Source organism: Streptomyces sp. NPDC051136 (genome assembly GCF_044455745.1).
Lineage (GTDB): Bacteria > Actinomycetota > Actinomycetes > Streptomycetales > Streptomycetaceae > Streptomyces.
In genome coordinates, this window is record NZ_JBITFE010000001.1 from 364,651 (window position 1) to 389,640 (window position 24,990).

Here is a 24,990-nt window from a genome sequence, read left to right on the forward strand (position 1 = left end):
GCCCGGACGGGGCCCGCCTCGGCGGAGGGCACGGGAGCGCCGTCGTTCGGTTCAGGTGGCTTGGTGGGCCCGCCCGGGGAAGCGCGGGCGCTGCGTGGACCAGGGTGGCGGTGGCGGTCGAGCGTGACGGGTGGGCCGGCGGAGGCGAAGGCGGCCCGGTGCGCTCGGCGTCGGGCGGCGAGTGGTGTCCCGGGTGCGGACGGTGTCCGGCTCGGGGACGCCGGCGGGCGCGGTGACGAGGTGGGGCGGGCGGCGCCGTCGTCCGTTTCAGGTTGCTGGGCGGGTGGTCTCGGCGACTTCGGTCGCGGCGCGGACGAGGGCGGCGGTGGCGGTCGAGCGTGACTGGCTGGGCCAGGCGAGGGAGAGCACGACCGGCGGTGCGTCCAGGACCGGCCGGTAGGCGACGCCCGGGCGCGGATAGCGGGCGCCGACCGACGCGGGCAGCAGGGTGACGACCTGCCCGAGGGAGACGGCCGTGAGCACCTGCGCCAGGTCGTCGTGGCCGCGCCGGGCCTCGTCGACGTACCCCTGCACGCCGTCCGCGTCCAGCCCGAGGTCGGCCAGCTCCAGGCGGTCGCGTCCGGCGAGCGGGTGGTCCGCGGCGAGGACGGCGACGCGCGCTTCGACGGCCAGCGTCTCGGTGTCGAGGCCGGTGCCGTCGAACGGCGCGTGGACCAGGGCGACGTCGGCCTCGCCGCCGCGCAGCAGCCGTGGCTGCTCCTGCCATCCGCACAGCCGGACGGTGACTGGCACGGCCCCGGGCTCGGCGGCGTAGCGCGCGAGGATCGGCTCCAGCAGTCCCGCGTCCCCGTCCGCCTTCACGGCCAGCACCAGCTTCGGCCCCTCGGCCGCGCGCCTGGCCCGCCGCCCCGCGGCCTCCAGGGCGTCGAGCGCGACGCGTGCCTCGGCGAGCAGCACCTCGCCCGCCGGGGTCCGGGTGACCCGGTGCGTGGTCCGCTCGAACAGGGGGACCCCCAGCTCGGACTCCAGGCGGCGGATCGCCCTCGACAGGGGCGGTGCGGAGATGCCCAGCCGCTCGGCGGCACGTGCGAAGTTCAGCTCCTCGGCCACCGCCACGAAGTAGCGCAGGGACCGCGACTCCATGTCCGCCTCCCGGGAGGTGCCGTCCGGTATTGCTCTCAGGGTAACAACCGGGACCCGACCGGTCCTTCAGTTCCGCCGGGGCGGCGAACAGGATGGAAGGGCGCCGGGCGGCGTACGGGACCAGCTTCCCGCCCCGGCGCGGATCCTCTCTCCCCTCCTCACCCGAACCGGAGTCGTACCCGTGATCGTCATCACCACCCCGACCGGCGGCATCGGCCGGCAGGTCCTCGGCCACGTCCTGGACGGCCTCGACGCCCGCGACGGCTCGGCCGCGGTCCGAGTGATCGTCCGCGATCCCGGCCGTCTCACCGCGCGGGAGCGGGAGCGGGCCGAGGTGTTCCAGGGCTCGCACGCCGACCCCGAGGTCCTGGGCGCGGCCTGCGAGGGCGCCGACCAGGTGTTCTGGCTGGTGCCGCCCGCGCCCGGCGCCGACAGCGTCGAGGGCCACTTCCGCGCCTTCACGCAGCCCCTGTGCGAGGTGATCGCGCGGCAGGGCGTCCCGCGGGTCGTGGCCGTCTCCAGCCTGGGACGCGGCGTGGCGAAGGACGCCGGGCCGATCTCCGCCTCGCTCGCCATGGACGAGCGGATCGCGGCCACCGGCGTGCACTACCGGGCGCTGTGCCCGCCCTTCCTGATGGAGAACCTGCTCGGGCAGGCGGCCGGCCTGCGCGAGACCGGCGAGTTTCGGGTGGCGTACGCCGCGGACCGGGTCCTGCGCACCTGTGCCACCGCCGACATCGCCGCCACGGCCGCACGTCTGCTGCTCGACGGCTCCTGGACCGGCCGCGCCGACGTCCCCCTGGTCGGCCCCGACGAGCTGACCCCCGCCGGCATGGCAGAGGTCCTGTCCGAGGTGCTGGACCGTCCGGTCCGGGTACGCGAGAGCACCCCGGAGGAGTACCGGGCGTCCGCCCTGCGGTTCGGGGCGAGCGAGGCGGGCGCCCGGGGCCTGGCCGACATGGCCTCGGCGATGGACGCCCAGGGCTTCTACGGCGCGACCGAGCCCAGCACCCCGGACACCGCGCCGACGAGCTTCCGCCGCTGGTGCGAGGAGGTCCTCAGGCCGGCCGCGCTCGCCTGATCCGCGCCGCCACCGCCCCCTGCGGCATCGCCGCCACCGCCCCGGCGGCCCGCGCCGTCACCGCTCCAGCAGCATCCGTTGCAGCTCCCGCGCCGCCCGCGGCGGGGCCACGTCGCTGCGGTGGGCCAGCGCGATGGTCCGGTGCAGCCCGGGCCGGGCCAGCGGGGTCACCCGCAGCCCACGCCCGGAGCGGGCGGCCACCATCCGCGGGACCACCGCCATGCCGAGCCCGGCCCGCACGAAGCCCAGCACCGCGTCCATCTCCCCGCCCTCCACGGCGAAGTCCGGTTCGAACCCGGCCGAGCGGCACGCGGCCACGGTCAGCTCCCGCAGGTCGTAGCCGTGCCGGAACATCACCAGACGCTCGCCCTCCAGGTCGGTGATGCGCACGGCCCGGCGCCCGCCGCCCGGCCGGGGCGAGTCCGGGGACGACACCACCACCAGGTCCTCCCGCAGCAGCTCCACCGTGGTCAGCGACGGTGACGCGGTGGGCAGCGGCAGCACGACCAGGGCCAGGTCGAGCGCGCCGCGCGCCAGCTCCCGCACCAGGTCGTGCGAGCCGCTCTCCTCGACGAGCAGCCGGATGCCGGGGTAGCGGTCGTGGAAGGCGCGCAGCACGTCCGGGAGCAGACCGGTGCACAGGCTCGGGGTGGCGCCCAGCCTGACCCGGCCGCGACGCAGCTGGGCCAGCTCAAGCACCTCGTGCCGGGCGGTGTCGGCGTCCGCCAGGATGCGCCTGGCCAGCGGGAGCAGCGCCTCCCCGGCGTCGGTGAGGGTGATGTTGCCGCGCGCCCGCCGGAACAGGTCGGCGCCCAGCTCCCGCTCCAGCGCCTTGATCTGCTGCGACAGGGAGGGCTGCGCCACGTGCACCACCTCGGCGGCCCGGGTGAAGTGCCGGGTCTCGGCCACCGCCACGAAGTACTGGAGCTGTTGCAACTGCATACCGCGAGCATAAAGCTTCGATAGGCAGTACCTATGGAAACCAGGCGTTCCATGTCTTGGACCGATGGGCCCTCGGCGCCGTAGCGTCCTGTGCCATGGCTCTGGCAACGCGGACGGACCGACGGCCGTCCATGGCGCGCACCGTGTGGGACTCGACCGTCGGCAAGAAGACAGTGATGGCGGTCAGCGGTCTCGTCATGCTGCTCTACCTGGTCGCCCACATGATCGGGAACCTGAAGATCTTCTTCGGGACCGAGGAGTTCAACCACTACGCCCACTGGCTGCGCACGGTCGGCGAGCCGTTCATGCACTACGAGTGGACGCTCTGGCTGATCCGTGTCGTGCTGGTGGTCGCCGTCGTCGCCCACGCCGTCTCCGCGTACCAGCTCAGCCGCCGCGACATCAAGGCGCGGCCCAGCAAGTACGTGCACAAGAAGGCCCGCGCCGGCTACGCGACGCGCACCATGCGCTGGGGCGGCGTCATCCTGGGCCTGTTCATCGTCTGGCACCTGCTCGACCTGACCACCGGCACCGTGCACTCCGGCGGCTTCGAGAGCGGCAAGCCCTACCAGAACGTCGTGGACACCTTCTCCACCTGGTACGGCAACCTCGTCTACATCGTCGCGGTGCTCGCTCTCGGCCTGCACATCCGGCACGGCTTCTGGAGCGCCGCCCAGACCCTCGGCGCGGGCAGCCGTACCCGCGACCGCGTCCTGAAGACGACCGCGAACGTCCTCGCGCTGCTGCTCACGGCCGGCTTCGTCGCCGTACCCGTGGGCGTCATGACCGGAGTGGTGAGCTGACATGACTGCCTACGCCGACTACACGACCGGAGAGCCGGTCGCCGACACCAAGGCCCCCGCCGGCCCCGTCAACGAGCGCTGGGACACCCGCCGGTTCGAGGCGAAGCTGGTCAACCCCGCCAACCGGCGCGGCAAGACCGTCATCGTCGTCGGCACCGGCCTCGCGGGCGGCTCCGCCGGCGCGACCCTCGCCGAACAGGGCTACCACGTCGTCCAGTTCTGCTACCAGGACTCCCCGCGCCGCGCCCATTCCATCGCCGCGCAGGGCGGCATCAACGCCGCGAAGAACTACCGCAACGACGGCGACTCGATCCACCGCCTGTTCTACGACACCGTCAAGGGCGGCGACTTCCGCTCCCGCGAGTCCAACGTGCACCGGCTCGCGCAGATCTCCGTCGAGATCATCGACCAGTGCGTCGCCCAGGGTGTGCCCTTCGCCCGCGAGTACGGCGGTCTGCTCGACACCCGGTCCTTCGGCGGCGTCCAGGTCTCCCGCACCTTCTACGCCCGCGGCCAGACGGGGCAGCAGCTGCTGCTCGGCGCCTACCAGGCGCTCAGCAGGCAGATCGCGGCCGGCACCATCGAGATGCACGCGCGCACCGAGATGCTCGACCTGATCGTGGTGGACGGCCGGGCGCGCGGCATCGTCGCCCGGGACCTGATCACCGGGAAGATCGACACGTACTTCGCGGACGCCGTCGTCCTGGCCAGCGGCGGGTACGGCAACGTCTTCTACCTCTCCACCAACGCCATGAACTCCAACGCGACCGCGATCTGGCGGGCGCACCGGCGCGGCGCCCACTTCGCCAACCCCTGCTTCACGCAGATCCACCCGACCTGCATCCCGCGCACCGGCGACCACCAGTCCAAGCTCACCCTGATGAGCGAGTCGCTGCGCAACGACGGCCGCATCTGGGTGCCGAAGGCCAAGGGGGACGACCGTCCGCCGAACCGGATCCCCGAGGACGAGCGCGACTACTACCTGGAGCGCATCTACCCGTCCTTCGGCAACCTCGTCCCCCGCGACATCGCCTCCCGTGCCGCGAAGAACGTCTGCGACGAGGGCAGAGGGGTGGGCCCCGGCGGCCAGGGCGTCTACCTGGACTTCGCCGACGCGATCGGGCGCATGGGGCGCAAGGCGGTCGAGGCCAAGTACGGCAACCTCTTCGACATGTACCAGCGGATCACCGACGAGGACCCGTACGAGGTACCGATGCGGATCTACCCCGCCGTGCACTACACGATGGGCGGCCTGTGGGTCGACTACGACCTCCAGACCACCGTCCCCGGCCTGTTCGCGATCGGCGAGGCCAACTTCTCCGACCACGGAGCCAACCGGCTCGGCGCCTCCGCGCTGATGCAGGGCCTGGCCGACGGCTACTTCGTCCTGCCGGCCACCATCAACGACTACCTCGCCCGCAACCCCCACGAGGACGACGTGGACGACGCGCACCCGGCGGTGCAGGAGGTGCTGGCCGAGACCGAGGACCGGCTCAACCTGCTGCTGTCGGTCGACGGCGACCGCACCCCGGACTCCTTCCACCGCGAACTCGGCGAGCTGATGTGGGAGTTCTGCGGCATGGCCCGCACCGACTCGGGACTGCGCAAGGCCCTGGAGCGCATCCCGCAGATCCGCGAGGAGTTCTGGCGGCGCATCAAGGTGCCCGGCAGCGGCGAGGAGTTCAACCAGTCGCTGGAGAAGGCCAACCGCATCGTCGACTACCTGGAGCTCGCCGAGCTGATGTGCCTCGACGCGCTGCACCGGGCCGAGTCCTGCGGCGGCCACTTCCGCGAGGAGTCCCAGACCCCGGACGGCGAGGCGGCGCGCAGGGACGACGAGTTCGGCTACGCCGCCGCCTGGGAGTTCACCGGCACCGGCGAGGCCCCCACCCTGCACAAGGAAGACCTGGTCTTCGAGTACGTCCACCCCACCCAGCGGAGCTACGCATGAAGCTCACCCTGCGCGTCTGGCGGCAGAAGAACGCCGACGCCGAAGGCGCCATGTCCACGTACCAGGTGGACGGAATCTCCAGCGACATGTCCTTCCTGGAGATGCTCGACACCCTCAACGAGGAGCTCATCCTCAAGGGCGAGGACCCGGTCGCCTTCGACCACGACTGCCGCGAGGGCATCTGCGGCGCCTGCTCGCTCGTCATCAACGGCGACGCCCACGGCCCCGAGCGCACCACCACCTGCCAGTTGCACATGCGGTCCTTCCGGGACGGCGACACGATCGACATCGAGCCCTGGCGGGCCGCCGCCTTCCCGGTCGTCAAGGACCTGGTCGTCGACCGCTCGGCCTTCGACCGGATCATCCAGGCCGGCGGCTACATCACCGCCCCCACCGGTGCCGCGCCGGAGGCGCACGCCACGCCGGTGCCCAAGCCGGACGCCGACCTCGCCTTCGAGCACGCGGAGTGCATCGGGTGCGGCGCCTGCGTCGCGGCCTGCCCGAACGGGGCGGCGATGCTGTTCACGTCCGCGAAGGTGAACCACCTGAACGTCCTGCCGCAGGGCGCGCCCGAGCGCGAGACGCGGGTGCTCGACATGGTGGGACAGATGGACGCCGAGGGCTTCGGCGGGTGCACGCTGGCCGGCGAGTGCGCGACCGCCTGCCCGAAGGGCATCCCGCTGATGTCCATCACCAGCATGAACAGGGAGTGGCTGCGGGCCACGCGCAAGGTGGCGAAGAAGTAGCCCCACCGACGTTCGCCGAAAGGTGCGGACGGACGGGGCCGGGAGAGGTGCTCCTCCCGGCCCCGTTTCGCATGCGCGCGTCCCGGCGCACGGCCGCGCCCGGCATTCAGCAAGCCCACATCCGCGCTCCCGGCACTCGTCACGCGCAGTACAGCCGGCGTCGGAAGAACTGTGGCGGAGCCGTCCCCACGACCACCGTCCCCACGAGCAGGAGAGCACCCATGACCGGCGTACTGACCGCGGACCGCCCCCCGAAGCCCGCCGCTCCCCGCCGCTACACCGTCGCCCTGGCCCGCGACGAGGACGACGTACGGGCCGCGCAGCGGCTGCGGCACGACGTGTTCGCCGGGGAGATGGGCGCCCTGCTGGCGAGCCCGCAGCCCGGGTACGACGTCGACCCCTTCGACGCGTACTGCGACCACCTGCTTGTCCGCGAGGAGATCACCGGGCAGGTCGTCGGGACCTACCGGCTGCTGCCCCCGGACCGCGCGGCGGTCGCCGGACGGCTGTACGCGGAGAGCGAGTTCGACCTCGCGGCGCTGGCCGCGATCCGGCCCGGGATGGTCGAGGTCGGCCGCTCCTGCGTGCACCCCGACCACCGCGACGGCACCGTCATCGGTCTCGTCTGGGCCGACATAGCCCGCTACATGACCGACCGCCGCCACGCCTGGCTTGCGGGCTGCTGTTCGCTCCCGCTCGCCGACGGCGGGGCGCTCGCCGCCGGAGCCTGGGACCGGGTGCGGGCCAAGCACCTGGCGCCCGAGGAGTACCGGGTACGGCCGCTGCTGCCCTGGATTCCGCGCGCCGCCCCGCCCGCCGCCCGCACCGAACTGCCGGCGCTGCTGCGCGGCTACCTCAGGCTCGGCGCCTGGGTCTGCGGCGAGCCCGCGCACGACGTGGACTTCGGCGTCGCGGACCTGTACGTGCTGCTGCCGATGAGCCGCGTCGACCCGCGCTACCTGCGGCACTTCCTCTCGCTCGCCCCGGCCCGATGAGCGGCCGGCCGCCCGTCGCACCCTGCACCCCCGCGGCGTGCGTGCAGCGGCCACCGGCCAGGGCGGCCGTGCCCCGCGCCCTGCTGCGGCTCGCCGTGGTCGCCGCTCTGCTCCTCGCCGGGATCGCCGTCGTCCTCGCGCCGTCCCGGCTGCTGCGGCGCGGGCTGCCCGCGGACGTGGTGCGGCGCTACTGCCGGTGGGTCGTGCGGGCCGTGGGCGTCCGGGTCCGCGTCACGGGGGCGGCGGTTCCCGAGGGCGGGCTGCTCCTCGTCGCCCCGCACGTCTCCTGGCTCGACATCCCCCTGCTGGCCGCCGTACGTCCCGCCAGGATGCTGGCCAAGAGCGAGATCCGGGACTGGCCGGTGGCGGGCGGGCCGGCCGCGCGCGCCGGTGTGCTGTTCATCGAACGGGAACGGCTGCGAGCCCTGCCGGGCACGGTCGGCGCGATGGCGCGGGTCCTGCGCGCGGGCGCCGCGGTGGCCGCGTTCCCCGAGGGCAGCACGTGGTGCGGACGTGCCCGCGGCCCCTTCCACCGGGCCGTGTTCCAGGCCGCCCTGGACGCCGGGGTGCCCGTCCAGCCGGTCCGGATCCGCTACCGCGCGGGGGAGCGGGCGGTGAGCACGACTCCCGCGTTCGTCGGCGCGGACACGCTGCTCGCCTCCCTCTGGCGGGTGGCGTCGGCCCGGGGACTGACCGCCGAGGTGGAGGTCTGCCCGGCCCTGCCGCCCGGCCGGCACCCCGACCGCCGGGCGCTGGCCGAGGCCGCCGAGCGCGCGGTGCACGGTCCGGCCGAGGGCCGCGCGCGCGACCACGCCCACGGCCACCACGGGAAAGCACCTTCGAAAAGTATGTGTGCTTTGTGAGCTATGTGCCGTTTCCCTCCCTCTTGATGCGGACAACCGGAAGGCAGGCACTCGAAAGGAGGGTGATGGCAGATGATCACCCGTGAGGAGATCGCCAACGTCCTGGACCAACCGGTCTACGACGGAGACGGCAACAAGATCGGCGACGCGAAGCATGTCTTCTTCGACGACATGACCGGGCGCCCCGAGTGGGTGAGCGTCAAGACGGGCATGTTCGGCTCTGCCGAGTCCTTCGTGCCCATTCGCGACGCCGCGCTCGTGCAGGACCACCTCGAGGTTCCCTACGGCAAGGACCAGGTCAAGGGCGCGCCCTCGGTCGACGTCGACGCGGGCGGCCATCTGTCGGAGACCGAGGAGCACCGGCTCTACGACTACTACGGCATCAACTGGGACAGCGTGCTGTCCGAGGCCGAACGCACCGACGACGGCCGCTGGGCCGCGGGACCGGGCACGGCGGGCACCGCCACGGCCGCGGGTGCCGCGGGCGCCGCGGGAACCGCAGGAGCCGCGGGCACGGCCGGAACGGCCGGCGGTACGACCGGCCGCGAGGATGCCATGGAGCGCGAGGGCATGCGCGACGACGAGGCCATGACCCGCTCCGAGGAGCAGATGCACGTCGGCGTCGAGCGCCACGAGTCGGGCCGGGCCAAACTGCGCAAGTACGTGGTCACGGAAGAGGTCCAGCAGACCGTTCCGGTCACCCACGAGGAGGTGCGGGTGATACGTGAGCCCATCACGGACGCCAACCGTGACGAGGCCATGGCCGGACCGGAGATCGCCGAGGCGGAGCACGAGGTCACGCTGCACGCGGAACGCCCCGTCGTGGAGACGGAGACGGTGCCGGTGGAGCGCGTCCGGATGACCACGGAGGAGCTGACGGAGAACGAGACGGTGCGCGGCCAGGTCCGCAAGGAGCGCATCGAGGCCGAGACCGAGTCCTTCACGGAGGACGAGATGCGGCGGGGCGACATGCGGCGGGGCCGCGAGTGACCGTCCCCCGGCGTCAGCGCGGGACCGTGCGCCGGTGAACCGGCTTCACCGGCGCTTCCCGCCGTCCAGGGCCCGGGCCAGATAGGGCGCGGTGGCGCTCCCCTCGACGCCTGCCACCTCGGTGGGGGTCCCGGCGGCCACGATCCGGCCGCCCGCGTCGCCGCCGCCCGGCCCCAGGTCGATCACGTGGTCGGCGCCGGCGACCACACCCATGTCGTGCTCGACGACGATCACCGTGTGCCCGGCCTCGACGAGTCCGTGCAACTGGCGCATCAGCACCTCGACGTCGGCCGGGTGCAGACCGGTCGTCGGCTCGTCGAGGAGGTACAGGGTGTGGCCGCGGCGCCCCCGCTGCAGCTCGCTCGCCAGCTTGATGCGCTGCGCCTCCCCGCCGGACAGCTCCGTCGCGGGCTGCCCGAGCCGCAGGTACCCCAGGCCCACGTCCAGCAGGGCGCCGAGCGCGCGGGCCGCCGGGGGCGTGTCCGCGAAGAACTCCGCCGCCGCCTCCACCGTCAGGTCCAGCACCTCGGCGATGCTCCGTCCCCGGTACGCCACTTCCAGCGTCTCGGGGTTGTAGCGCGCGCCTGCGCAGTCGGGGCACGGTGCGTAGGTGCTCGGCAGGAACAGCAGCTCGACGCTGACGAACCCCTCGCCCTGGCAGGTCTCGCAGCGCCCTCCCGGCACGTTGAAGGAGAACCGGCCCACGCCGTAACCGCGCTCCCGTGCCTCATCGGTGGCGGCGAAGACCTTGCGCACGACGTCGAACAGGCCCGTGTACGTGGCCAGGTTGGAGCGCGGGGTGCGGCCGATCGGCCGCTGGTCCACGGAGACCAGCCGGTCCACCCCCGCCAGTTCCCCGGTGATCTCACCGATCAGCGTCGACTTCCCGGAGCCGGACACGCCCGTCACCGCGGTGAGCACCCCGAGCGGGAACCGCGCGGTCACCCCGCGCAGGTTGTGCCGGGTCACCGGACCGACCGTCACCGTGCCGCGCGGCACGCGCACCTCGCGCGCGGGCACGGGGGAGCGGCCGAAGAGGTGGGGGGCGGTGGCGGACTCCGCGACCCGGGCCAGGCCGTCGACCGGGCCGCTGTACAGCACCCGTCCGCCGTGCTCGCCCGCCCGCGGACCGACGTCCACGATCCAGTCGGCGCCGCGCATCACGCCCAGGTGGTGCTCCACCACGAACACCGAGTTGCCGGCCGCCTTCAGCCGCTCCAGCACTGTCAGGAGTGCCTCGGTGTCCGCCGGGTGCAGGCCCGCTGACGGCTCGTCGAGGACGTACACGACACCGAACAGGCCCGAGCGCAGCTGGGTCGCCAGCCGCAGCCGCTGCAGCTCGCCCGCCGACAGGGTCGGGGTGGGGCGGTCGAGGCTCAGGTACCCGAGCCCCAGCTCGACGACCGGCGCGATCCGGGCGGTGAGGTCCTCGGTGAGCACCTTGGCCGTCTCGCCCTCGGCCGGCAGCAGCCCGGCCAGCTCGGTGAGCGGCAGCGCGGCCAGCTCGGCGACGGTGCGTCCGCCGACGGTCACGGCGAGGGACTCGGCCCGCAGCCGGGCACCACCGCACACCGGGCACGGCTCACTGCTGAGGAACCCCTCGGCCTTCGCCCGCAGCGTGGCGCTCTTGGAGTCGGCGAAGGTCTTCATCACGTAGCGCCGGGCGCTCATGTAGGTGCCCTGGTACGGCCGCTGGATCCGTCCCGCCTCCCGCACCGGGTGCACCGTGACCACCGGCTGCTCGTCGGTGAACAGGATCCACTCGCGCGCCTCGGCGGACAGGTCGCGCCAGGGCCGGTCCACGTCGTACCCGAGCGCGTCCAGGACGTCCCGGAGGTTCTTGCCCTGCCAGGCACCCGGCCACGCGGCGATCGCCCCGTCCCGGATCGACAGCGACGGATCCGGGACCAGCAGTTCCTCGGTCGTGCGGTGGACCCGGCCGAGCCCGTGGCACTCCGGGCAGGCGCCGGCCGCCGTGTTCGGCGAGAAGGCGTCGGAGTCCAGCCGCTCGGCGCCCGGCGGGTAGTCGCCGGCGCGGGAGAAGAGCATCCGCAGGGAGTTGGAGAGGTTGGTGACCGTCCCCACCGAGGAGCGCGACGTCGGCGTCGCCCGCCGCTGCTGCAGCGACACGGCGGGCGGCAGTCCGGTGATCTCGCCGACCTTGGGGGCGCCGACCTGGTGGATCAGCCGCCGGGCGTAGGGCGCGACCGACTCGAAGTACCGGCGCTGCGCCTCCGCGTAGACCGTCCCGAAGGCCAGCGACGACTTCCCCGAGCCGGAGACGCCGGTGAACACCGCGACCACGTCCCGGGGGACGTCCACGTCCACGCCCTTGAGGTTGTGCTCGCGGGCGTCGCGCACTCGCACGTACGGATCGTGGGGGCTGTGCATCGCGGGGGACTCCGTACGGTGGGCGGGACAAACCCCGCGATTCTACGCCGGGGTGCCCGCCGGTCCCGTACCGGTGACACGGGCGAGCCGCCGGTAGGAGTCCAGGAGAGCCTCGCGGTCGTACGTGCTGGTGGTGACCAGGACCTCCTGCGCTCCGGTCTCCTTCACCAGCGTCTCCAGCTCGGCGGCGACCTGCTCCTCGGTGCCGGTGACGTGGCCCGCGAGCCCGGCCTCGTACAGGTCGCGTTCCCTGGCGGTCATCGTCCGCGCCCCGACCTCCTCGGCCGGGGGCAGGGGCGGGAAGGAGCCGTGCGTGCGGGCGTGGGCCATGGACCACGCCTCCGGGACCAGGAGCCGCCGGGCCGCCTCGCCGGTGGCGGCCACGGCGACGGTGCCGGAGACGACGACGTACGGTTCGGCGCTCCACTCGGAGGGGCGGAACCCGGCGCGGTAGCGGTCGATGCCGCGGCGCAGCCGGTCCCGGTCCCGCAGGTCCCCGATGACCATCGGCAGCCCCGCCCGGGCGGCGACGGACGCGCCCTCGCCGACGGCCAGCACGAAGGGCGGGACGGTCAGTCCCTCCGCCGGACGCGCGTGCACGCCCGTGGGCGAGGTGCCCCGGAACCAGCCGAGCAGCTCGGCCAGTTGCGCCTCGAAGTCCTCGGCGTCGTCCTTCTCCCGGCCCAGCGCCCGCCGGACGCCGTCGGTGAAGCCCACCGAGCGGCCGAGCCCCATGTCGATCCGGCCGGGGAAGAGCGACTCCAGCACGCCGAACTGCTCGGCGACGACCAGCGGCCGGTGGTTGGGCAGCATCACGCCCCCGGTGCCGACGCGGATGCGACGGGTGGCCCCGGCCACGGCGGCGGCGAGCACGGTCGGCGCCGATCCCGCCACCCCGGGCACGCCGTGGTGCTCCGCCACCCAGAACCGGTGGTAGCCGAGCCGCTCCGCCTCCCGCGCCAGCTCCACGGTGTCGCGCAGCGCCTGTGCGGCAGTGCGGCCCGCCCGGATACGGGAACGGTCGAGGACGGAGAAGCGGGTACCGGAGAGCGCTGAGGTCACACGGTGTTCAACGCCCGCACACCGCACAGATTCCCGGCACGCGGATTCCGGCCCGCGATTCCCGGCAGGCGTTGCGCGCCACGCCCTAGGGTGGCCGGGTGAGCGACAGCAGCAAGCCCCCGGTGGCCGTGTTCGACCTGGACAACACCCTCGCCGACACCGCGCACCGGCAGCGGTTCCTGGAGCGCAGGCCGCGTGACTGGGACGCCTTCTTCGCCGCCGCGCCGCACGATCCGCCGCTCGCGGAGGGTGTCGCGCTGGTGCGGGAGAGCGCGGAGCAGTGCGAGGTCGTCTACCTGACCGGGCGGCCCGAGCGCTGCCGTCGCGACACGCTCGACTGGCTGGCCGCGCACGGTCTGCCGGACGGGACCGTGCACATGCGCGGCGACACCGACCGCAGGCCCGCCCGGCGCACCAAGCTGGAGATCCTGCGGCGGCTCGCGCGGACCCGCGCAGTCCGGATCCTGGTGGACGACGACGAACTGGTCTGCGACGACGCCGAACGAGCCGGTTTCACCGTGCTCCGGGCGCGCTGGGCGGCCCGGTCGGCCGAACTGCGCGCGGCGCAGGAGCGCGAGGGCCGTACCTGACCGACGTGACCGCCCGGTGCCCCGGCGAGCGGCGCGTCAGTCCGACTCCTCCAGGCGGAAGCCGAGCTTCAGGCCGACCTGCCAGTGTGCGACCTGTCCGTCCTCGATCTGGCCGCGCACCTGTGTCACCTCGAACCAGTCCAGCTTGCGCAGGGTCTGCGAGGCGCGGGTGATGGCGTTGCGGACGGCCTGGTCGACGCCGTCGGGCGAGGTGCCGACGACCTCGGTGACCCGGTAGGTGTGGTTGGACATGCGGGGCTCCCTTCCGCAGGACGCCGGTGTGCTCTGCGTCACTCCACCGTGCCCCAAGTCGGGACGGAGCGCGAGGCATCGGCCTTCCTGGCGGAAACCCTCCGGTACTCCCCTTGACCTTTGTATTGGTCCATACCAAAATCCCAGACACCCGTTCGAGCCTCGGGCTCGTCCCCCACGTCGGGTCTCCCTTCGCGTCGGCAGGTCCCCCTGCCTCAGCCCTGTGTTCGTCAGCCAGAAGGACCCCTCGTGAGACGTCGCCTCCTCGCCCTTGTCTGTGTGTCCGCCTCCGTGCTCAGCGGCTGCGGGCTGGTCTCGCAGGACGGCGGGAGCGGGGGGCACACCGTCACCCTGTGGCTCATGAAGGACAGCGCCTCGCAGGACTTCCTCAAGCGGTTCACGGAGGACTTCGAAGCCGACCACCCCGACCTCGACCTGGACATCCGCATCCAGGAGTGGACCGGGATCGGCGACAAGGTGCAGGCCGCGCTGAAGGCCGACGGCACCGACGGGCCCGACGTCGTCGAGGTCGGCAACACCCAGGTCCCGCAGTACGCGGAGGGCGGCCTGCTGCAGGACCTGACCCTGGAGTCGATGCGCGACTGGGGCATCCGCGACTGGCTGCCGGGCCTCGCCGAGCCCGGACAGTGGATGTCCCAGCAGTTCGGCATCCCCTGGTACGCCGCCAACCGCGTCGTCATCTACCGCAAGGACCTCTTCGAGCAGGCCGGCGTCGGCGAGCCGCCCCGTACCCGTGAGGAGTGGCTCGCCGCCACCGAGAAGCTCGACAAGAACGGTGACCAGGGCATCTACCTGGCCGGCCAGGACTGGTACACGCTCTCCGGCTTCATCTGGGACGAGGGCGGCGAGCTGGCCACCCAGGACGGTGACGGCGGTGTCTGGACCGGCGCCCTGGACTCCGAGGCGGCCCTGCGCGGCATGGACTTCTACCGCGAACTCCAGGCCCTGGGCGACGGGCCGGTCGACGCGGACGAGGAACACCCGCCGCAGTCCGGCGTCTTCGCCGAGGGCCGGGCCGCGCAGATCATCGCCGTGCCGGGCCAGGCCCAGTCCATCCTGCGCGAGAACCCCGACCTCAAGGGGAAGATCGGCTTCTTCCCGGTGCCCGGCAGGAACGCCGGCCGGCCCGGGGCCGTCTTCACCGGCGGCTCCGACCTCGTCGTCCCGAAGAACACCGACCAGGAGGACGGGGCCCGCGCCGTCGTCGAGGCGCTCGTGAGCACCGAGTGGAACACCGACCTGGCCCGCACCATGAACTACGTCCCCAACAAGAAGTCGCTCGCCGAGGACGTGTCCGGCGAAGAGGGGATCGAGGCCATGGCGGCCGGCGCCGCGCAGGGCCGGGCGACCCCCGGCACGCCCCGCTGGGGCGCGGTCGAGGCCGACAACCCGATCAAGGCGTACATGACGAAGGTGCTCAAGGGCGCCGACGCGAAGACGGAGGCCCGGAAGGCCTCCGACCGCATCACCGGGCTGCTGGACGCCAACGCGCGCTGACCGGCGCGGGGGGGGGGGGGGGGGGCCCCCCCCGGCGGGGCCCCGGGGGGGGGGGCGCCCCCCGCCCGGGGGGGGGGGGGGGGCGGCCCGGGGCCCGCGCCCGCCCGCCCCGGGGCCCCCCCCCCCGGGCGCGGCCCGCCCCCGCGGGCGCGGCCCCCCCCCCCCCCGCGGCCCCCCCCCCCCCCCCCCCCCCCCCCCCCCCCCCCCCCCCCCCCCGGCTCGCCACCGCCGACGCGCCGGTGCGCTCGGCGCCCGGCCTCAGCGCACCACGCTCAGCGACAGGGCGAAACGGCCCTCCCCGTCCGTCCACCAGTGGGTCAGGTCAAGACCGGCCGCCGCCAGTTCGGTCCGCACGCCCTCGCGGCGGAACTTCGCGGACACCTCGGTGCGCAGCTCCTCCCCGGCCGCGAAGTCCACGGCCAGGTCGAGCGCCTGGACCTTGACCGTCTGCGCGGTGCGCGAGCGCAACCGCATCTCGATCCACTCCCGTTCGGCGTTCCACAGCGCCACGTGCTCGAAGGCCGCGGGCGCGAAGTCGGCCTCCAGCTCGCGGTTCACCACCGACAGCACGTTCTTGTTGAACGCCGCCGTCACCCCCGCCGCGTCGTCGTACGCGCGGACCAGCACCCCCTCGTCCTTGACCAGGTCCGTGCCCAGCAGCAGGGTGTCGCCCGGCGAGAGCAGGGCCCGGACCGAGGCCAGGAACGCGGCGCGCTCCTCGGGCAGCAGGTTGCCGACGGTGCCGCCCAGGAACGCCACGAGCCGGGGGCCCGGCGTGTCGGGCAGCGTCAGCCCCGCAGTGAAGTCGGCGATCAGCGCGTGCACCTGGAGGCCGGGACGCTCGGCCACGAGCGCCTCTCCGGCCAGGGTGAGGGCGCTCTCGCTCACGTCGACCGGCACGTAGCCGCTCAGCCCGGTCCGCTCGGTCAACGCGTCCAGCAGGACGCGCGTCTTCTCCGAGGACCCGGAACCCAGCTCGACCAGGGTGCGCGCGCCGGTCGCCGCCGCGATCTCCGCGGCCCGGTCGACGAGGATCTCCCGCTCGGCCCGGGTCGGGTAGTACTCGGGCAGTGCGGTGATCGCCTCGAACAGCTCGCTGCCCCGAGCGTCGTAGAACCACTTCGGCGGCAGCCACTTGGGCGTGCTCGTCAGGCCCGCCAGGACGTCGGCGCGCAGGGCGGCGTCCGTGGCGTCCTCGGGCAGCGTCCGGGTCAGACGGAACTGGCTCACGTGCGGGGCTCCTTCGGGGTGGCGAAAGCGTCTGCGCGGGCAATCGTGCCGGGATCCTTGAGCGGGGTGAGCCGCACCTCGGTGCCGCTCGCCGCGAGCAGGGAGCGGTCGGGGACCTCCTGCCAGCGCGGGTCGTCGTCGTAGGGCTCGGAGGCGACGACCGTGCCGCCCCCGGGCCGGGACAGGTACCACAGGGTGTCGCCCCAGGTGGTGGCGGTGACGGTGGAGCCGTTCGTGAGGAGCAGGTTGAGCCGGGAGGCGGGAGCCGCCGCGGCGACCTCCTGCACCGTCTCGGCCAGCGCCCGGCCCTCGTCGTCCCCGGCGCGCAGCCGGGCCAGGACCAGCGCCCACACGAGCGCCGAGTCGTTGCGCGCCTCAAGCGCCAGCAGTTCCCCGGGCGGCAGCGTCGCGGCCACCGGGGCGAGCGAGCCGGGCCAGCCCCCCACCGCGCCGTTGTGGCTGAACAGCCAGGTCCCCGCGGCGAACGGCGCCGCGGCCGCCTCCGCGTCGGCGCCGGACAGCGTCGCGTCCCGCACGGCCGCGAGCAGCGCGCCGGTCCGCACCACCCGGGCCAGGTCGGCGAAGGACAGGTCGGCCCAGATCGGACCGGCCCGGCGGTACCGGGCGGGAACCGGGTCGCCCTCGGCGTACCACCCGACACCGAACCCGTCGGCGTTGACCGTGCCGTGCCGCTGGTGCCGGGGCGCCCACGACTGGCGGTACAGACCGTGCGGCGGCGCCACCACGAGCTCGCCGAGCCGCTCCCCGGGGCCCACGTAGGCCAGGTGACGGCACATCAGGCGACCTCCGCCGACCGGGCCGTGCGGAACCCGGAGAAGATCTGCCGCCGGATCGGATAGTCCCAGTTGCGGAACGTGCCCCGGCAGGCCACCGCGTCCACGGCGAAGGAACCACCGCGCAGCACCTTGTAGTCGGGGCCGAAGAACACCTCCGAGTACTCCCGGTACGGGAACGCCCTGAACCCCGGGTACGGGGCGAAGTCGCTCGACGTCCACTCCCACACGTCGCCGATCAGCTGCCGTACGCCGAGCGGCGACTCACCGGCCGGATAGCTGCCCGCCGGTGCCGGGCGCAGGTGCCGCTGCCCGAGGTTGGCGTGCTCCGGGCCCGGGTCGGCGTCGCCCCACGGATAGCGCGTCACGCGGTCGCCGGCCGGGTCGTACCGCGCGGCCTTCTCCCACTCCGCCTCGGTGGGCAGCCGGCGCCCGGCCCAGCGGGCGTAGGCGTCGGCCTCGTACCAGCACACGTGCAGCACCGGCTCGTCGGCCGGCACCACCTCGGTCACCCCGAAGCGGCGCCGCAGCCACTGCCCGCCGTCCCGGCGCCAGAACAGCGGGGCGGTGAGGGAGTGCCGGCGGACGTGGTCCCAGCCCTCGGGGGTCCACCAGCGCGGGTCGTCGTAGCCGCCGTCGTCGATGAACGCCCGGTAGGCGCCGTTGGTCACCGGGACGGTGTCGATGAAGTACGGCGCGACCTCACGCGGGTGCGCGGGACGCTCGTTGTCCAGCGCCCACGGTTCCGTGGACGTGCCCATCAGGAACGGGCCACCCGGCACCAGGACCTCGGCCGGTCCGGTGAACAGCGGCACGGGATCCGGGTCGGGCGCGGTCAGGGCCTGCGGGCCCCTGCGCAGCTGATGCGTGATCAGCATGGTCTCGTCGTGCTGCTGCTCGTGCTGGGCGATCATCCCGAAGGCGAAGCCCGCCTCCGTCAGCCGCGTCCCCTCGAACGCCGTGCTCTCCAGCACGTCCAGGGCCCGTCCGCGCACGTCCGCCGCGTACCGCCGGGCGTCGGCGGGCGACAGCAGCGGCAGGCTCGGCCGTTCGGCCCTGGGGTGCTCGAAGGCGTCGTACAGGCTGTCGATCTCCGGGCGTATCGCCTCGTGCCCGGCGACCGCGCGCAGCAGCCACTGCTCTTCCTGGTTGCCGATGTGCGCCAGGTCCCACACCAGCGGGGACATCAGCGGCGACACCTGGGCGGTCAGGTCGGGGCCCTCCACGCAGCCGGTCAGCAGCGTGGTGCGCTCGCGGGCCGCGACGAGGGTGGACAGGGCCCGCTCCCGCAGCGTCTCGGCGGTGCCGGTCGTCTCGGCGGTGCCGGTCGCCCCGGCGGTGGCCGTCGCCTCGGCGGCCGTGGTCGCGTCAGTGGGGTCGGTCATGAGCGGGTCTCCCTCCCGTGCGGGCCACGGTCCGCGCCGCCCGGCATCTCCAGCAGATCGTCGGCGGGGCAGCGGCCCCTGCGGACGTAGCGCTCCAGGTACCCGCCGACGGCGTCCACGACCTCCGGGCCGGCGCCGAGCCGGGGCAGCGCGGACAGCGCCGCCGTGAAGCAGACGACGGCCGCCTCGCGCAGCTCGGGGTCGGTCAGGGCGTCCCGGGCCGCCGTCTCGTACAGCGGATTGTGCGGCGCGGGCAGCCCGAGCGAGCGCTCGGCCAGGGGCTTGACGGCGCGGTAGGCGGTCTCGGTGGCCTCCGGGTCGTCGAACAGCGCGGCGGTCACCGCCAGCGGCACGATCCAGCCGTCGTCCCCGGGCTGCGCGTCGATCATGCGCAGTTCCAGGTGGCCGCGCGGACGGACCGGCGGGAAGAGCGTGGTGAGGTGGTAGTCCAGGTCCTCCCGGGTCGGCGGCCCCGCCAGCGTGTCGCGGGTCCACTCCCGCAGGGTCAGGCCCTCCGGCACGTCCCAGGGACCGGAGTCCCGGCGCACGCACATCACCGGGGCGTCCAGGACGTGCCGGGACCAGGTGCCGCGCGGGTCGCCGTCCAGCGGCGGGCCGCCCGCCCGGCCCACGCCGATCTGCGTCCAGCGCAGCTGCCGGGTGGACCGCCAGCCCGTGGGCCGGCCGCAGGACAGCGGGGAGTTGGCGAACGCGGCCAGCAGGACCGCGCCCAGGTGATGGGCCAGCCACCACCGGCGTACGTACCCCTGCGGCCCCGGCTCCTCGTGCCCGGCGTCCACGCAGACCTGCACGGAGGCGGAGGCGCACATCATGAAGCGGCCACCGTCGCCGGAACGGTCGAGACAGGCCTCCATGGCGTCGTAGCGCGGCTGCCGGAGGTAGCGGCGCGGCGGGTGCCAGGGATCGTGGCCGAGACCGACCAGGGCGAGGCCGTCCTCGCGCAGGACGGCACGGACGGCGTCGAGGTCGGCGGAGACGGAGCGGACGCACTCCGTCAGCGAGGCGGCGGGGAGCGAACTCAGCTCCAGCTGGCCGCCGGGTTCGACGGTCAGCGCCGACCGCAGGGGCACGGCCCGCAGCGCGGTGTACAGCGCCCGGAGCCGTTCGGGTGACACGGGGAGCCGCGGTGCGCGCAGCTCGTGGACGAGCCATTCCACCTCGACGCCGAGCAGCCTGGGCGGACCGGTCTTGAAGCAGATGCCGCGGACCAGCGCCTCGACCTCGGCCTCACTGACGGCGGTACGGGGCCGGATACAGCCCCCAACCGAATCGGACATGTCGGGATCCTCCTGAGATTCCACCATGCCGCCGGCCCATCTGCAGCGGGCCGGGCCGGCACACTCGTCCCACCCAAGACCCTCGTGCCGCTCCGCACAAGGATGCATATCGGGACGTTCCCGCTCGGCAATCTCCGCGATCCGTCCGTTCCCGGGGACTTTCCCCGTCGTTCGTGTCGTTCGTGTCGTTCGCCGGTCGGGAAACTCCGTTGCACCGCACCCCCAGCATCACCCAGGATTCCCTCATGAGCACCACGGGGGAGACCGCGCGGCGCACGGTCACGACGTCCACGGGGGTGGCGCCGTGAGCGCGCGCCTGCGGGACATCGCACAGCAGACGGAACAGATCGTCGCGGCCGGGTCCTACCGCACGTCCGTCGGCCGGGAGGTGTCCGTCGCGGCCGCCGTTGAGGCGGCACGGGACGGCACGCGCATGTACGGCCCGGGGCCCGTGCAGCCGCCCGCCGCCACGCCGGTGCGGACGGTCTTCGAGGTCACCGGCGAGAGCAGCCTGGAGGCCGCCCGACGGCTCGGCGGCGAGGTCGCCGTCCTCAACTTCGCCTCCGCGCGCAACCCCGGCGGCGGCTACCTCAACGGCGCCCAGGCCCAGGAGGAGGCCCTGTGCCGCGCCTCCGCCCTGTACACCTGCCTGCTGCGGGCCCCCGAGTTCTACGACCACCACCGCGCCCACCGTGACCCGTTCTACACGGACCGCGTCATCCACTCGCCCGGTGTGCCCGTCTTCCGCGACGACCGGGGCCGCCTGCTGGACGAGCCGTTCTCGGCAGGCTTCCTCACCGCCGCCGCGCCCAACGCGGGCGTGGTGCTGCGCACGGCCCCGGAGCGCGCCGCGGAGCTGCCCGCCGTCCTCGCCGCGCGCGCCGAGCGGGTGCTGGAGACGGCCGCCGCGCACGGGTACCGGCGGCTGGTCCTGGGAGCCTGGGGCTGCGGGGTGTTCCGCAACGACCCCGCCCAGGTGGCGGGCGCCTTCCGGACCCTGCTCGGTCCCGGCGGACGCTTCGCCGGGACCTTCGAACGGGTGGCGTTCGGCATCCTGGACCGCACCCCGGGCAGCGCCGTCCGGGCCGCGTTCGACCGCGTCTTCCCCGAGGGCGCGGCCGCCGGCTCCGGTCAGCTCCAGCCGTAGCGCTCCCGCAGCCGCTGCCGCACGAGGTCGAAGCGCATCCGGTCCAGGGCGCACGCCTCCCGGCGCATACCGGCGTCGTGCAGCCGCAGCACCCGGTCCACGTCCACCCAGGAGTCACGCCCGGAGCGGTCCCATGGCCCGCTCCCGATCGGCACCCATTCCCGGTCACCATCATGCCGCCTGCTGGACAGCTGCACCGCCAGCACCGTCCCGGCCGCCTCCCGGGCCACGACCAGCACCGGCCGGTCCTTGCCCCGCCCGTCCGCCTCCTCGTACGGCACCCACGTCCAGACGATCTCGCCGGGATCGGGGTCGCCGTCGTGCGCGGGGGAGTACTCGGTCCGCACCCGGCCCACCTTCCGGGGGTCGGCCTCGGTGGTGGCGGAGGGGCCGTAACGGCCGGGGGCGTTCCCGCCGTTGCTGTCGACGTCGTCGGTAAAGGGGCTCACGGCCGTACCGTACGGGACATGGCCGCGCGGACGCGCGGGGACCCGGATCCGGTGGCAGGCTGGCCTCCGGGCCCGCGCCCGGAAGGCCCGGCCGATGAACCGCACGAGGCAGCACGAGGCAGAAGGCGACGTCATGACCGACCAGCTCACCGTGAGCGTCCTGGGCACCGGCATCATGGGTGCCGCGATGGCCCGCAACCTCGCCCGCGCCGGACACCGCGTCCGCGTCTGGAACCGCAGCCGGGACAAGGCCGAGCCGCTGGCCGCCGACGGCGCGCACGTCGCCGGCAGCCCGGAGGAGGCCGTACGCGGCGCCGACGCGGTCCTCACGATGCTGTACGACGGCCCGGCCGCCCTCGACGTCATGCGGCGGGCCGTGCCCGGCCTGCGTCCCGGCACCGTGTGGGCGCAGTCCACCACGGCGGGCGTCGACGCCGTCGCCGACCTGGCCGCCTTCGCCCACGAACACGACCTGGTCTTCTTCGACGCCCCCGTCCTCGGCACCCGGCAGCCCGCCGAGGCCGGCCAACTGCTGGTGCTCGCCGCGGGTCCCGGCGCGGCACGGGACAGGGTGGCGCCCGTGTTCGACGCCGTCGGCTCCCGCACCGTGTGGACCGGCGAGGACGGCGCGGCCGGCACCGCCACCCGGCTGAAGCTGGTGGCCAACAGCTGGGTCCTCGCCGCCACCAACGCGGTCGGCGAGGCCCTGTCGCTCGCCAAGGCGCTGGGCGTGGACCCGGACGGCTTCTTCGACGCGATCGCGGGCGGTCCGCTCGACATGGGCTACCTCCACGCCAAGGCCGCGCTGATCCGCGACGGGTCGCTGACGCCGGCCCAGTTCGCCGTCACCACCGCCGAGAAGGACGCCCGCCTCATCGTCGAGGCCGGTGAGGCCAACGGCGTCCGCCTGGACCTCGCGGCCGCCGGTGCGCAGCGGTTCGCCCGGGCCGCCGCCCAGGGGCACGGCGACGAGGACATGGCGGCGGCCTACTTCGCCAGTTTCGAGGAGAAGGCGACCGACTGAGCCCGCCCGGGGTACCGGAGGCACGGAACAACCGAACACCGGGACCGGACCCGGCCCGGACCGCACCACCATCCAGAGGAGCCCGCATGTCCAAGCCGCCGCTGCCGGCCGAGGCCGTAGAACTGCTGCGCCGCCCCAACCCCTGCGTCATGGCCACCCTCCGCTCGGACGGCGCCCCCGTCTCCACGCCCACCTGGTACGCCTGGGACGACGACGGCCGTGTGCTGATCAACCTCGACGCGGGCCGCGTGCGCCTCGGCCACCTGCGCCGCGACCCGCGCGTCACCCTCACCGTCCTCGCGGGCGACGACTGGTACACGCACGTCACCCTCATCGGCCGCGTCGCCGAGATGCGCGACGACGAGGACCTCTCCGGCATCGACCGGCTCTCCCGGCACTACACCGGCAACCCGTACCCGGACCGCAAGCGCCCCCGGGTCAGCGCCTTCGTCGAGGTGGAGCGCTGGCACGGCTGGGGTGCGATGAAGGACAGCGACCAGTCCGGCTGAGGCCGGGACGCGGGGACGGACGCGGACTATGATCGCGGGGCGGCATCGCGTGTCGGTCACCGTCCGGGTGAGGCATGGAGGCGCCGTGGAGATGCCCGTGGAGGCATTGACCGTGTCAGTCGAGTTCAACCACACCATCGTCCTCTCCCGAGACCGGGAGAAGTCCGCCCGCTTCCTCGCCGGAATCCTCGGCCTGGAGGTCGGCGAGCCGGCCGGAATGTTCCTGCCCGTGACGACCGCCAACGGCGTCACCCTCGATTTCGCCACCGTCGACATCGAGATCCCCGTGCAGCACTACGCGTTCCTCGTCTCCGAGGACGAGTTCGACGCCGTCCTCGCCCGGCTCGTCGAGGGCGGCACCCCCATCCAGGCCGACCCGCAGGGCCGGCACCCGCGCCGGATCAACCGCAACGACGGCGGCCGGGGCGTGTACTTCACCGACCCGGCCGGGCACGGCATGGAGGCCTTCACCCGCCCCTACGGCAGTGACCCGTCCTCTCCGCTGAACGGCGTCACGGAGGACGTGCCCGGGGCCCGCTGACGGGCACCCGCCGACCGTACGTGAGGCACCGGCGAGCGCCGGTGCCTCACCCGTCACCGGCGGGCTCCGGCAGGGCCGGAGCGGGCGCGTGGGCCCGCCGCGGCAGCAGCAGCAGCGGGGTCGCCAGCATCAGCACGCCGGCCAGCGCGACCGCGGTCCGCGTCCCGGTCAGGCCGGCCAGCAGACCCCATACCGCGGTCAGGGCCGCGGTCGTCAGCTTCGCGCTGATCGTCCAGGCGGACAGGGTGCGCGCCACCCTGTCCGCAGGGGTCAGCTCCAGCCGACGGGTCGCGGCCACCGGGTTGTGGACGCCCACGGAGGTGATCAGCCCGAACTCGACCACCATCACCAGGACGAGACCCGCCGTCCCCGGGCCGACGAAGGCCAGCCCGACGGGCCAGCACACGCGCAGCACCCCGCTGACGACGAGAACGCGGTGCTCCCCGAAACGCGCCACGAGCGGGCGGGCCAGCCGCGATCCGACCAGTCCGCCGGCGCACGGCACCGCGAAGGCGAGACCGTACTGCCAGGGCGCGAAGCCCAGATCGCCCAGCATGAGCACGGCGAGCAGGGGTGCCGTCGCCATGATCAGGCCGTTGACCAGGACCGTGTTGAGGAACAGCGGGCGCAGCGCCGGTGAGGCGAGCACGTACCGCCAGCCGTCGAGCAGGTCACCGGCGCCCGACCGGTTCGCTCCCGCGCGCGGCGGGCGCGGCTCCTCACCGCCGATCGCGCCGATGCCCAGTGCCGACAGGAGGTAGCTCACCGCGTCGACCGCCACCGTCACCACGGGGCCGGAGAGCCCGATCACCACCCCGCCCACCGGTGGCCCGAGCATGGTCGCGGTCCAGGTCGTCGCCTCGAACCGGCCGTTCGCGGTCAGCAGGCGGGCCGGGGGCACCAGCGCCTTGAGGCAGGAACCGGCGGCGGTCCGGAACGTGATGTCGGCCGCGGCGACGACGACCGACACGACCAGCAGCTGGACGAAGCCGAGCCGCCCGAAGGCGTACGCGAGCGGCACGCTCAGCAGCACCGCGCACCGCACCAGGTCCATCGCGACCATCACCGGCCGCTTCCGCCGGAACTCCACCCACGGTCCCAGCGGCACCGCCACCACCGCGCCCACCGCCGCCCCCGCCGCCGCGAGCGCCGCCACCCGTCCCGGTCCGGCGTCCAGCACCACGACCGCGATCAACGGAAAGGCGTCGAACGCGAGCCGCGTGCCGAACGTGCTGACCGCGTACGCGGCCCACAGCCGGCCGAACCCCCGCCCCGTCGGCCCGCCGCCCACCACGTCCGACCCGACCACACCCGACTTCGTCACG

Annotated in this window: 24 protein-coding genes; 13 read left to right on the forward strand and 11 right to left on the reverse strand. The window is 74.0% G+C overall.

The window, feature by feature from the left end; all coding sequences use genetic code 11:
* Positions 1-267: 267 nt before the first annotated feature.
* Positions 268-1,104, reverse strand: a complete 837-nt coding sequence (locus ACIBCJ_RS01485; protein ID WP_365978810.1) for a LysR family transcriptional regulator — start codon at positions 1,102-1,104, stop codon at positions 268-270.
* A 181-nt stretch (positions 1,105-1,285) separates the two neighbouring features.
* Here ACIBCJ_RS01485 and ACIBCJ_RS01490 point away from each other — a divergent pair, with 181 nt between their 5' ends.
* Positions 1,286-2,185 (forward strand): NAD(P)H-binding protein, encoded by a 900-nt coding sequence (locus ACIBCJ_RS01490; protein ID WP_365978809.1) that lies wholly within the window; start codon positions 1,286-1,288, stop codon positions 2,183-2,185.
* Positions 2,186-2,242: 57 nt separating this feature from the next.
* Here ACIBCJ_RS01490 and ACIBCJ_RS01495 read toward each other — a convergent pair whose 3' ends face one another.
* The gene (locus ACIBCJ_RS01495) at positions 2,243-3,127 is read right to left on the reverse strand and encodes a LysR substrate-binding domain-containing protein (RefSeq protein WP_362091674.1); all 885 of its coding nucleotides are present in this window, start codon (positions 3,125-3,127) and stop codon (positions 2,243-2,245) included.
* Positions 3,128-3,258: 131 nt separating this feature from the next.
* Between ACIBCJ_RS01495 and ACIBCJ_RS01500 the strand changes: the two genes are divergently transcribed.
* From ACIBCJ_RS01500 to ACIBCJ_RS01525, 6 genes are all read left to right on the forward strand, one after another.
* Positions 3,259-3,930, forward strand: a complete 672-nt coding sequence (locus ACIBCJ_RS01500) for a succinate dehydrogenase (RefSeq protein ID WP_362513317.1) — start codon at positions 3,259-3,261, stop codon at positions 3,928-3,930.
* Position 3,931: 1 nt separating this feature from the next.
* Positions 3,932-5,881 (forward strand): fumarate reductase/succinate dehydrogenase flavoprotein subunit, encoded by a 1,950-nt coding sequence (locus tag ACIBCJ_RS01505; protein ID WP_362091676.1) that lies wholly within the window; start codon positions 3,932-3,934, stop codon positions 5,879-5,881.
* Positions 5,878-6,627: a succinate dehydrogenase/fumarate reductase iron-sulfur subunit gene (locus ACIBCJ_RS01510; protein ID WP_362091679.1), complete on the forward strand. Its 750-nt coding sequence runs from the start codon at positions 5,878-5,880 to the stop codon at positions 6,625-6,627. The genes ACIBCJ_RS01505 and ACIBCJ_RS01510 overlap by 4 nt, the downstream gene beginning before the upstream one ends.
* Positions 6,628-6,848: 221 nt before the next feature.
* Positions 6,849-7,622 carry a GNAT family N-acyltransferase gene (locus ACIBCJ_RS01515; protein WP_365978808.1) on the forward strand — a complete coding sequence of 258 codons (774 nt, stop codon included), beginning with the start codon at positions 6,849-6,851 and terminating at the stop codon, positions 7,620-7,622.
* Entirely contained in the window at positions 7,619-8,485 is an 867-nt protein-coding gene (locus ACIBCJ_RS01520) for a lysophospholipid acyltransferase family protein (RefSeq protein ID WP_362091684.1), read from the forward strand. The genes ACIBCJ_RS01515 and ACIBCJ_RS01520 overlap by 4 nt, the downstream gene beginning before the upstream one ends.
* 72 nt (positions 8,486-8,557) lie before the next feature.
* Entirely contained in the window at positions 8,558-9,475 is a 918-nt protein-coding gene (locus tag ACIBCJ_RS01525) for a PRC and DUF2382 domain-containing protein (protein ID WP_365978807.1), read from the forward strand.
* Positions 9,476-9,520: 45 nt separating this feature from the next.
* On the opposite strand, the gene ACIBCJ_RS01530 is transcribed toward ACIBCJ_RS01525, so the two are convergent.
* Positions 9,521-11,866, reverse strand: a complete 2,346-nt coding sequence (locus ACIBCJ_RS01530; RefSeq protein ID WP_365978806.1) for an excinuclease ABC subunit UvrA — start codon at positions 11,864-11,866, stop codon at positions 9,521-9,523.
* A 42-nt stretch (positions 11,867-11,908) separates the two neighbouring features.
* The gene (locus ACIBCJ_RS01535) at positions 11,909-12,928 is read right to left on the reverse strand and encodes an LLM class flavin-dependent oxidoreductase (protein ID WP_365978805.1); all 1,020 of its coding nucleotides are present in this window, start codon (positions 12,926-12,928) and stop codon (positions 11,909-11,911) included.
* A 98-nt stretch (positions 12,929-13,026) separates the two neighbouring features.
* On the opposite strand from ACIBCJ_RS01535, the gene ACIBCJ_RS01540 reads away from it, so the two are divergent.
* Positions 13,027-13,518, forward strand: coding sequence for a hypothetical protein (locus ACIBCJ_RS01540; protein WP_365978804.1), 492 nt, complete (start codon positions 13,027-13,029; stop codon positions 13,516-13,518).
* Positions 13,519-13,554: 36 nt separating this feature from the next.
* Here ACIBCJ_RS01540 and ACIBCJ_RS01545 read toward each other — a convergent pair whose 3' ends face one another.
* Complete coding sequence (locus ACIBCJ_RS01545) at positions 13,555-13,770, reverse strand: dodecin (RefSeq protein ID WP_030399431.1); 216 nt, start codon at positions 13,768-13,770, stop codon at positions 13,555-13,557.
* Positions 13,771-14,019: 249 nt separating this feature from the next.
* On the opposite strand from ACIBCJ_RS01545, the gene ACIBCJ_RS01550 reads away from it, so the two are divergent.
* A complete protein-coding gene (locus tag ACIBCJ_RS01550) occupies positions 14,020-15,288 on the forward strand; it encodes an extracellular solute-binding protein (protein ID WP_365978803.1) in 1,269 nt (422 codons plus the stop codon).
* A gap of 258 nt (positions 15,289-15,546) precedes the next feature.
* Here ACIBCJ_RS01550 and egtD read toward each other — a convergent pair whose 3' ends face one another.
* The 4 genes from egtD to egtA are packed head-to-tail and all read right to left on the reverse strand — an operon-like array spanning position 15,547 to position 19,995.
* On the reverse strand, positions 15,547-16,518 hold the full coding sequence (gene egtD / locus ACIBCJ_RS01555) for an L-histidine N(alpha)-methyltransferase (protein WP_362091704.1): 972 nt from the start codon (positions 16,516-16,518) through the stop codon (positions 15,547-15,549).
* A complete protein-coding gene (gene egtC / locus ACIBCJ_RS01560) occupies positions 16,515-17,315 on the reverse strand; it encodes an ergothioneine biosynthesis protein EgtC (protein ID WP_362091707.1) in 801 nt (266 codons plus the stop codon). The genes egtD and egtC overlap by 4 nt, the downstream gene beginning before the upstream one ends.
* A complete protein-coding gene (gene egtB, locus ACIBCJ_RS01565) occupies positions 17,315-18,697 on the reverse strand; it encodes an ergothioneine biosynthesis protein EgtB (protein ID WP_365978802.1) in 1,383 nt (460 codons plus the stop codon). The genes egtC and egtB overlap by 1 nt, the downstream gene beginning before the upstream one ends.
* Complete coding sequence (gene egtA, locus ACIBCJ_RS01570; protein WP_362091713.1) at positions 18,694-19,995, reverse strand: ergothioneine biosynthesis glutamate--cysteine ligase EgtA; 1,302 nt, start codon at positions 19,993-19,995, stop codon at positions 18,694-18,696. Before egtA ends, egtB begins: the two co-directional genes overlap by 4 nt.
* A gap of 304 nt (positions 19,996-20,299) precedes the next feature.
* Here egtA and ACIBCJ_RS01575 point away from each other — a divergent pair, with 304 nt between their 5' ends.
* Positions 20,300-21,142: a TIGR02452 family protein gene (locus tag ACIBCJ_RS01575; protein ID WP_362514413.1), complete on the forward strand. Its 843-nt coding sequence runs from the start codon at positions 20,300-20,302 to the stop codon at positions 21,140-21,142.
* Here ACIBCJ_RS01575 and ACIBCJ_RS01580 read toward each other — a convergent pair.
* Positions 21,127-21,591: a type II toxin-antitoxin system PemK/MazF family toxin gene (locus ACIBCJ_RS01580; protein ID WP_362091719.1), complete on the reverse strand. Its 465-nt coding sequence runs from the start codon at positions 21,589-21,591 to the stop codon at positions 21,127-21,129. The two genes, ACIBCJ_RS01575 and ACIBCJ_RS01580, sit on opposite strands and share 16 nt — an antisense overlap.
* Before the next feature lie 133 nt (positions 21,592-21,724).
* On the opposite strand from ACIBCJ_RS01580, the gene ACIBCJ_RS01585 reads away from it, so the two are divergent.
* From ACIBCJ_RS01585 to ACIBCJ_RS01595, 3 genes are all read left to right on the forward strand, one after another.
* Positions 21,725-22,615 carry an NAD(P)-dependent oxidoreductase gene (locus tag ACIBCJ_RS01585; RefSeq protein WP_365978925.1) on the forward strand — a complete coding sequence of 297 codons (891 nt, stop codon included), beginning with the start codon at positions 21,725-21,727 and terminating at the stop codon, positions 22,613-22,615.
* A gap of 86 nt (positions 22,616-22,701) precedes the next feature.
* The gene (locus ACIBCJ_RS01590; RefSeq protein ID WP_362091722.1) at positions 22,702-23,124 is read left to right on the forward strand and encodes a PPOX class F420-dependent oxidoreductase; all 423 of its coding nucleotides are present in this window, start codon (positions 22,702-22,704) and stop codon (positions 23,122-23,124) included.
* 112 nt (positions 23,125-23,236) lie between these two features.
* Positions 23,237-23,665 carry a VOC family protein gene (locus ACIBCJ_RS01595; RefSeq protein ID WP_365978801.1) on the forward strand — a complete coding sequence of 143 codons (429 nt, stop codon included), beginning with the start codon at positions 23,237-23,239 and terminating at the stop codon, positions 23,663-23,665.
* A gap of 46 nt (positions 23,666-23,711) precedes the next feature.
* On the opposite strand, the gene ACIBCJ_RS01600 is transcribed toward ACIBCJ_RS01595, so the two are convergent.
* The gene (locus ACIBCJ_RS01600) at positions 23,712-24,974 is read right to left on the reverse strand and encodes an MFS transporter (RefSeq protein WP_365978924.1); all 1,263 of its coding nucleotides are present in this window, start codon (positions 24,972-24,974) and stop codon (positions 23,712-23,714) included.
* Positions 24,975-24,990 lie beyond the last annotated feature (16 nt).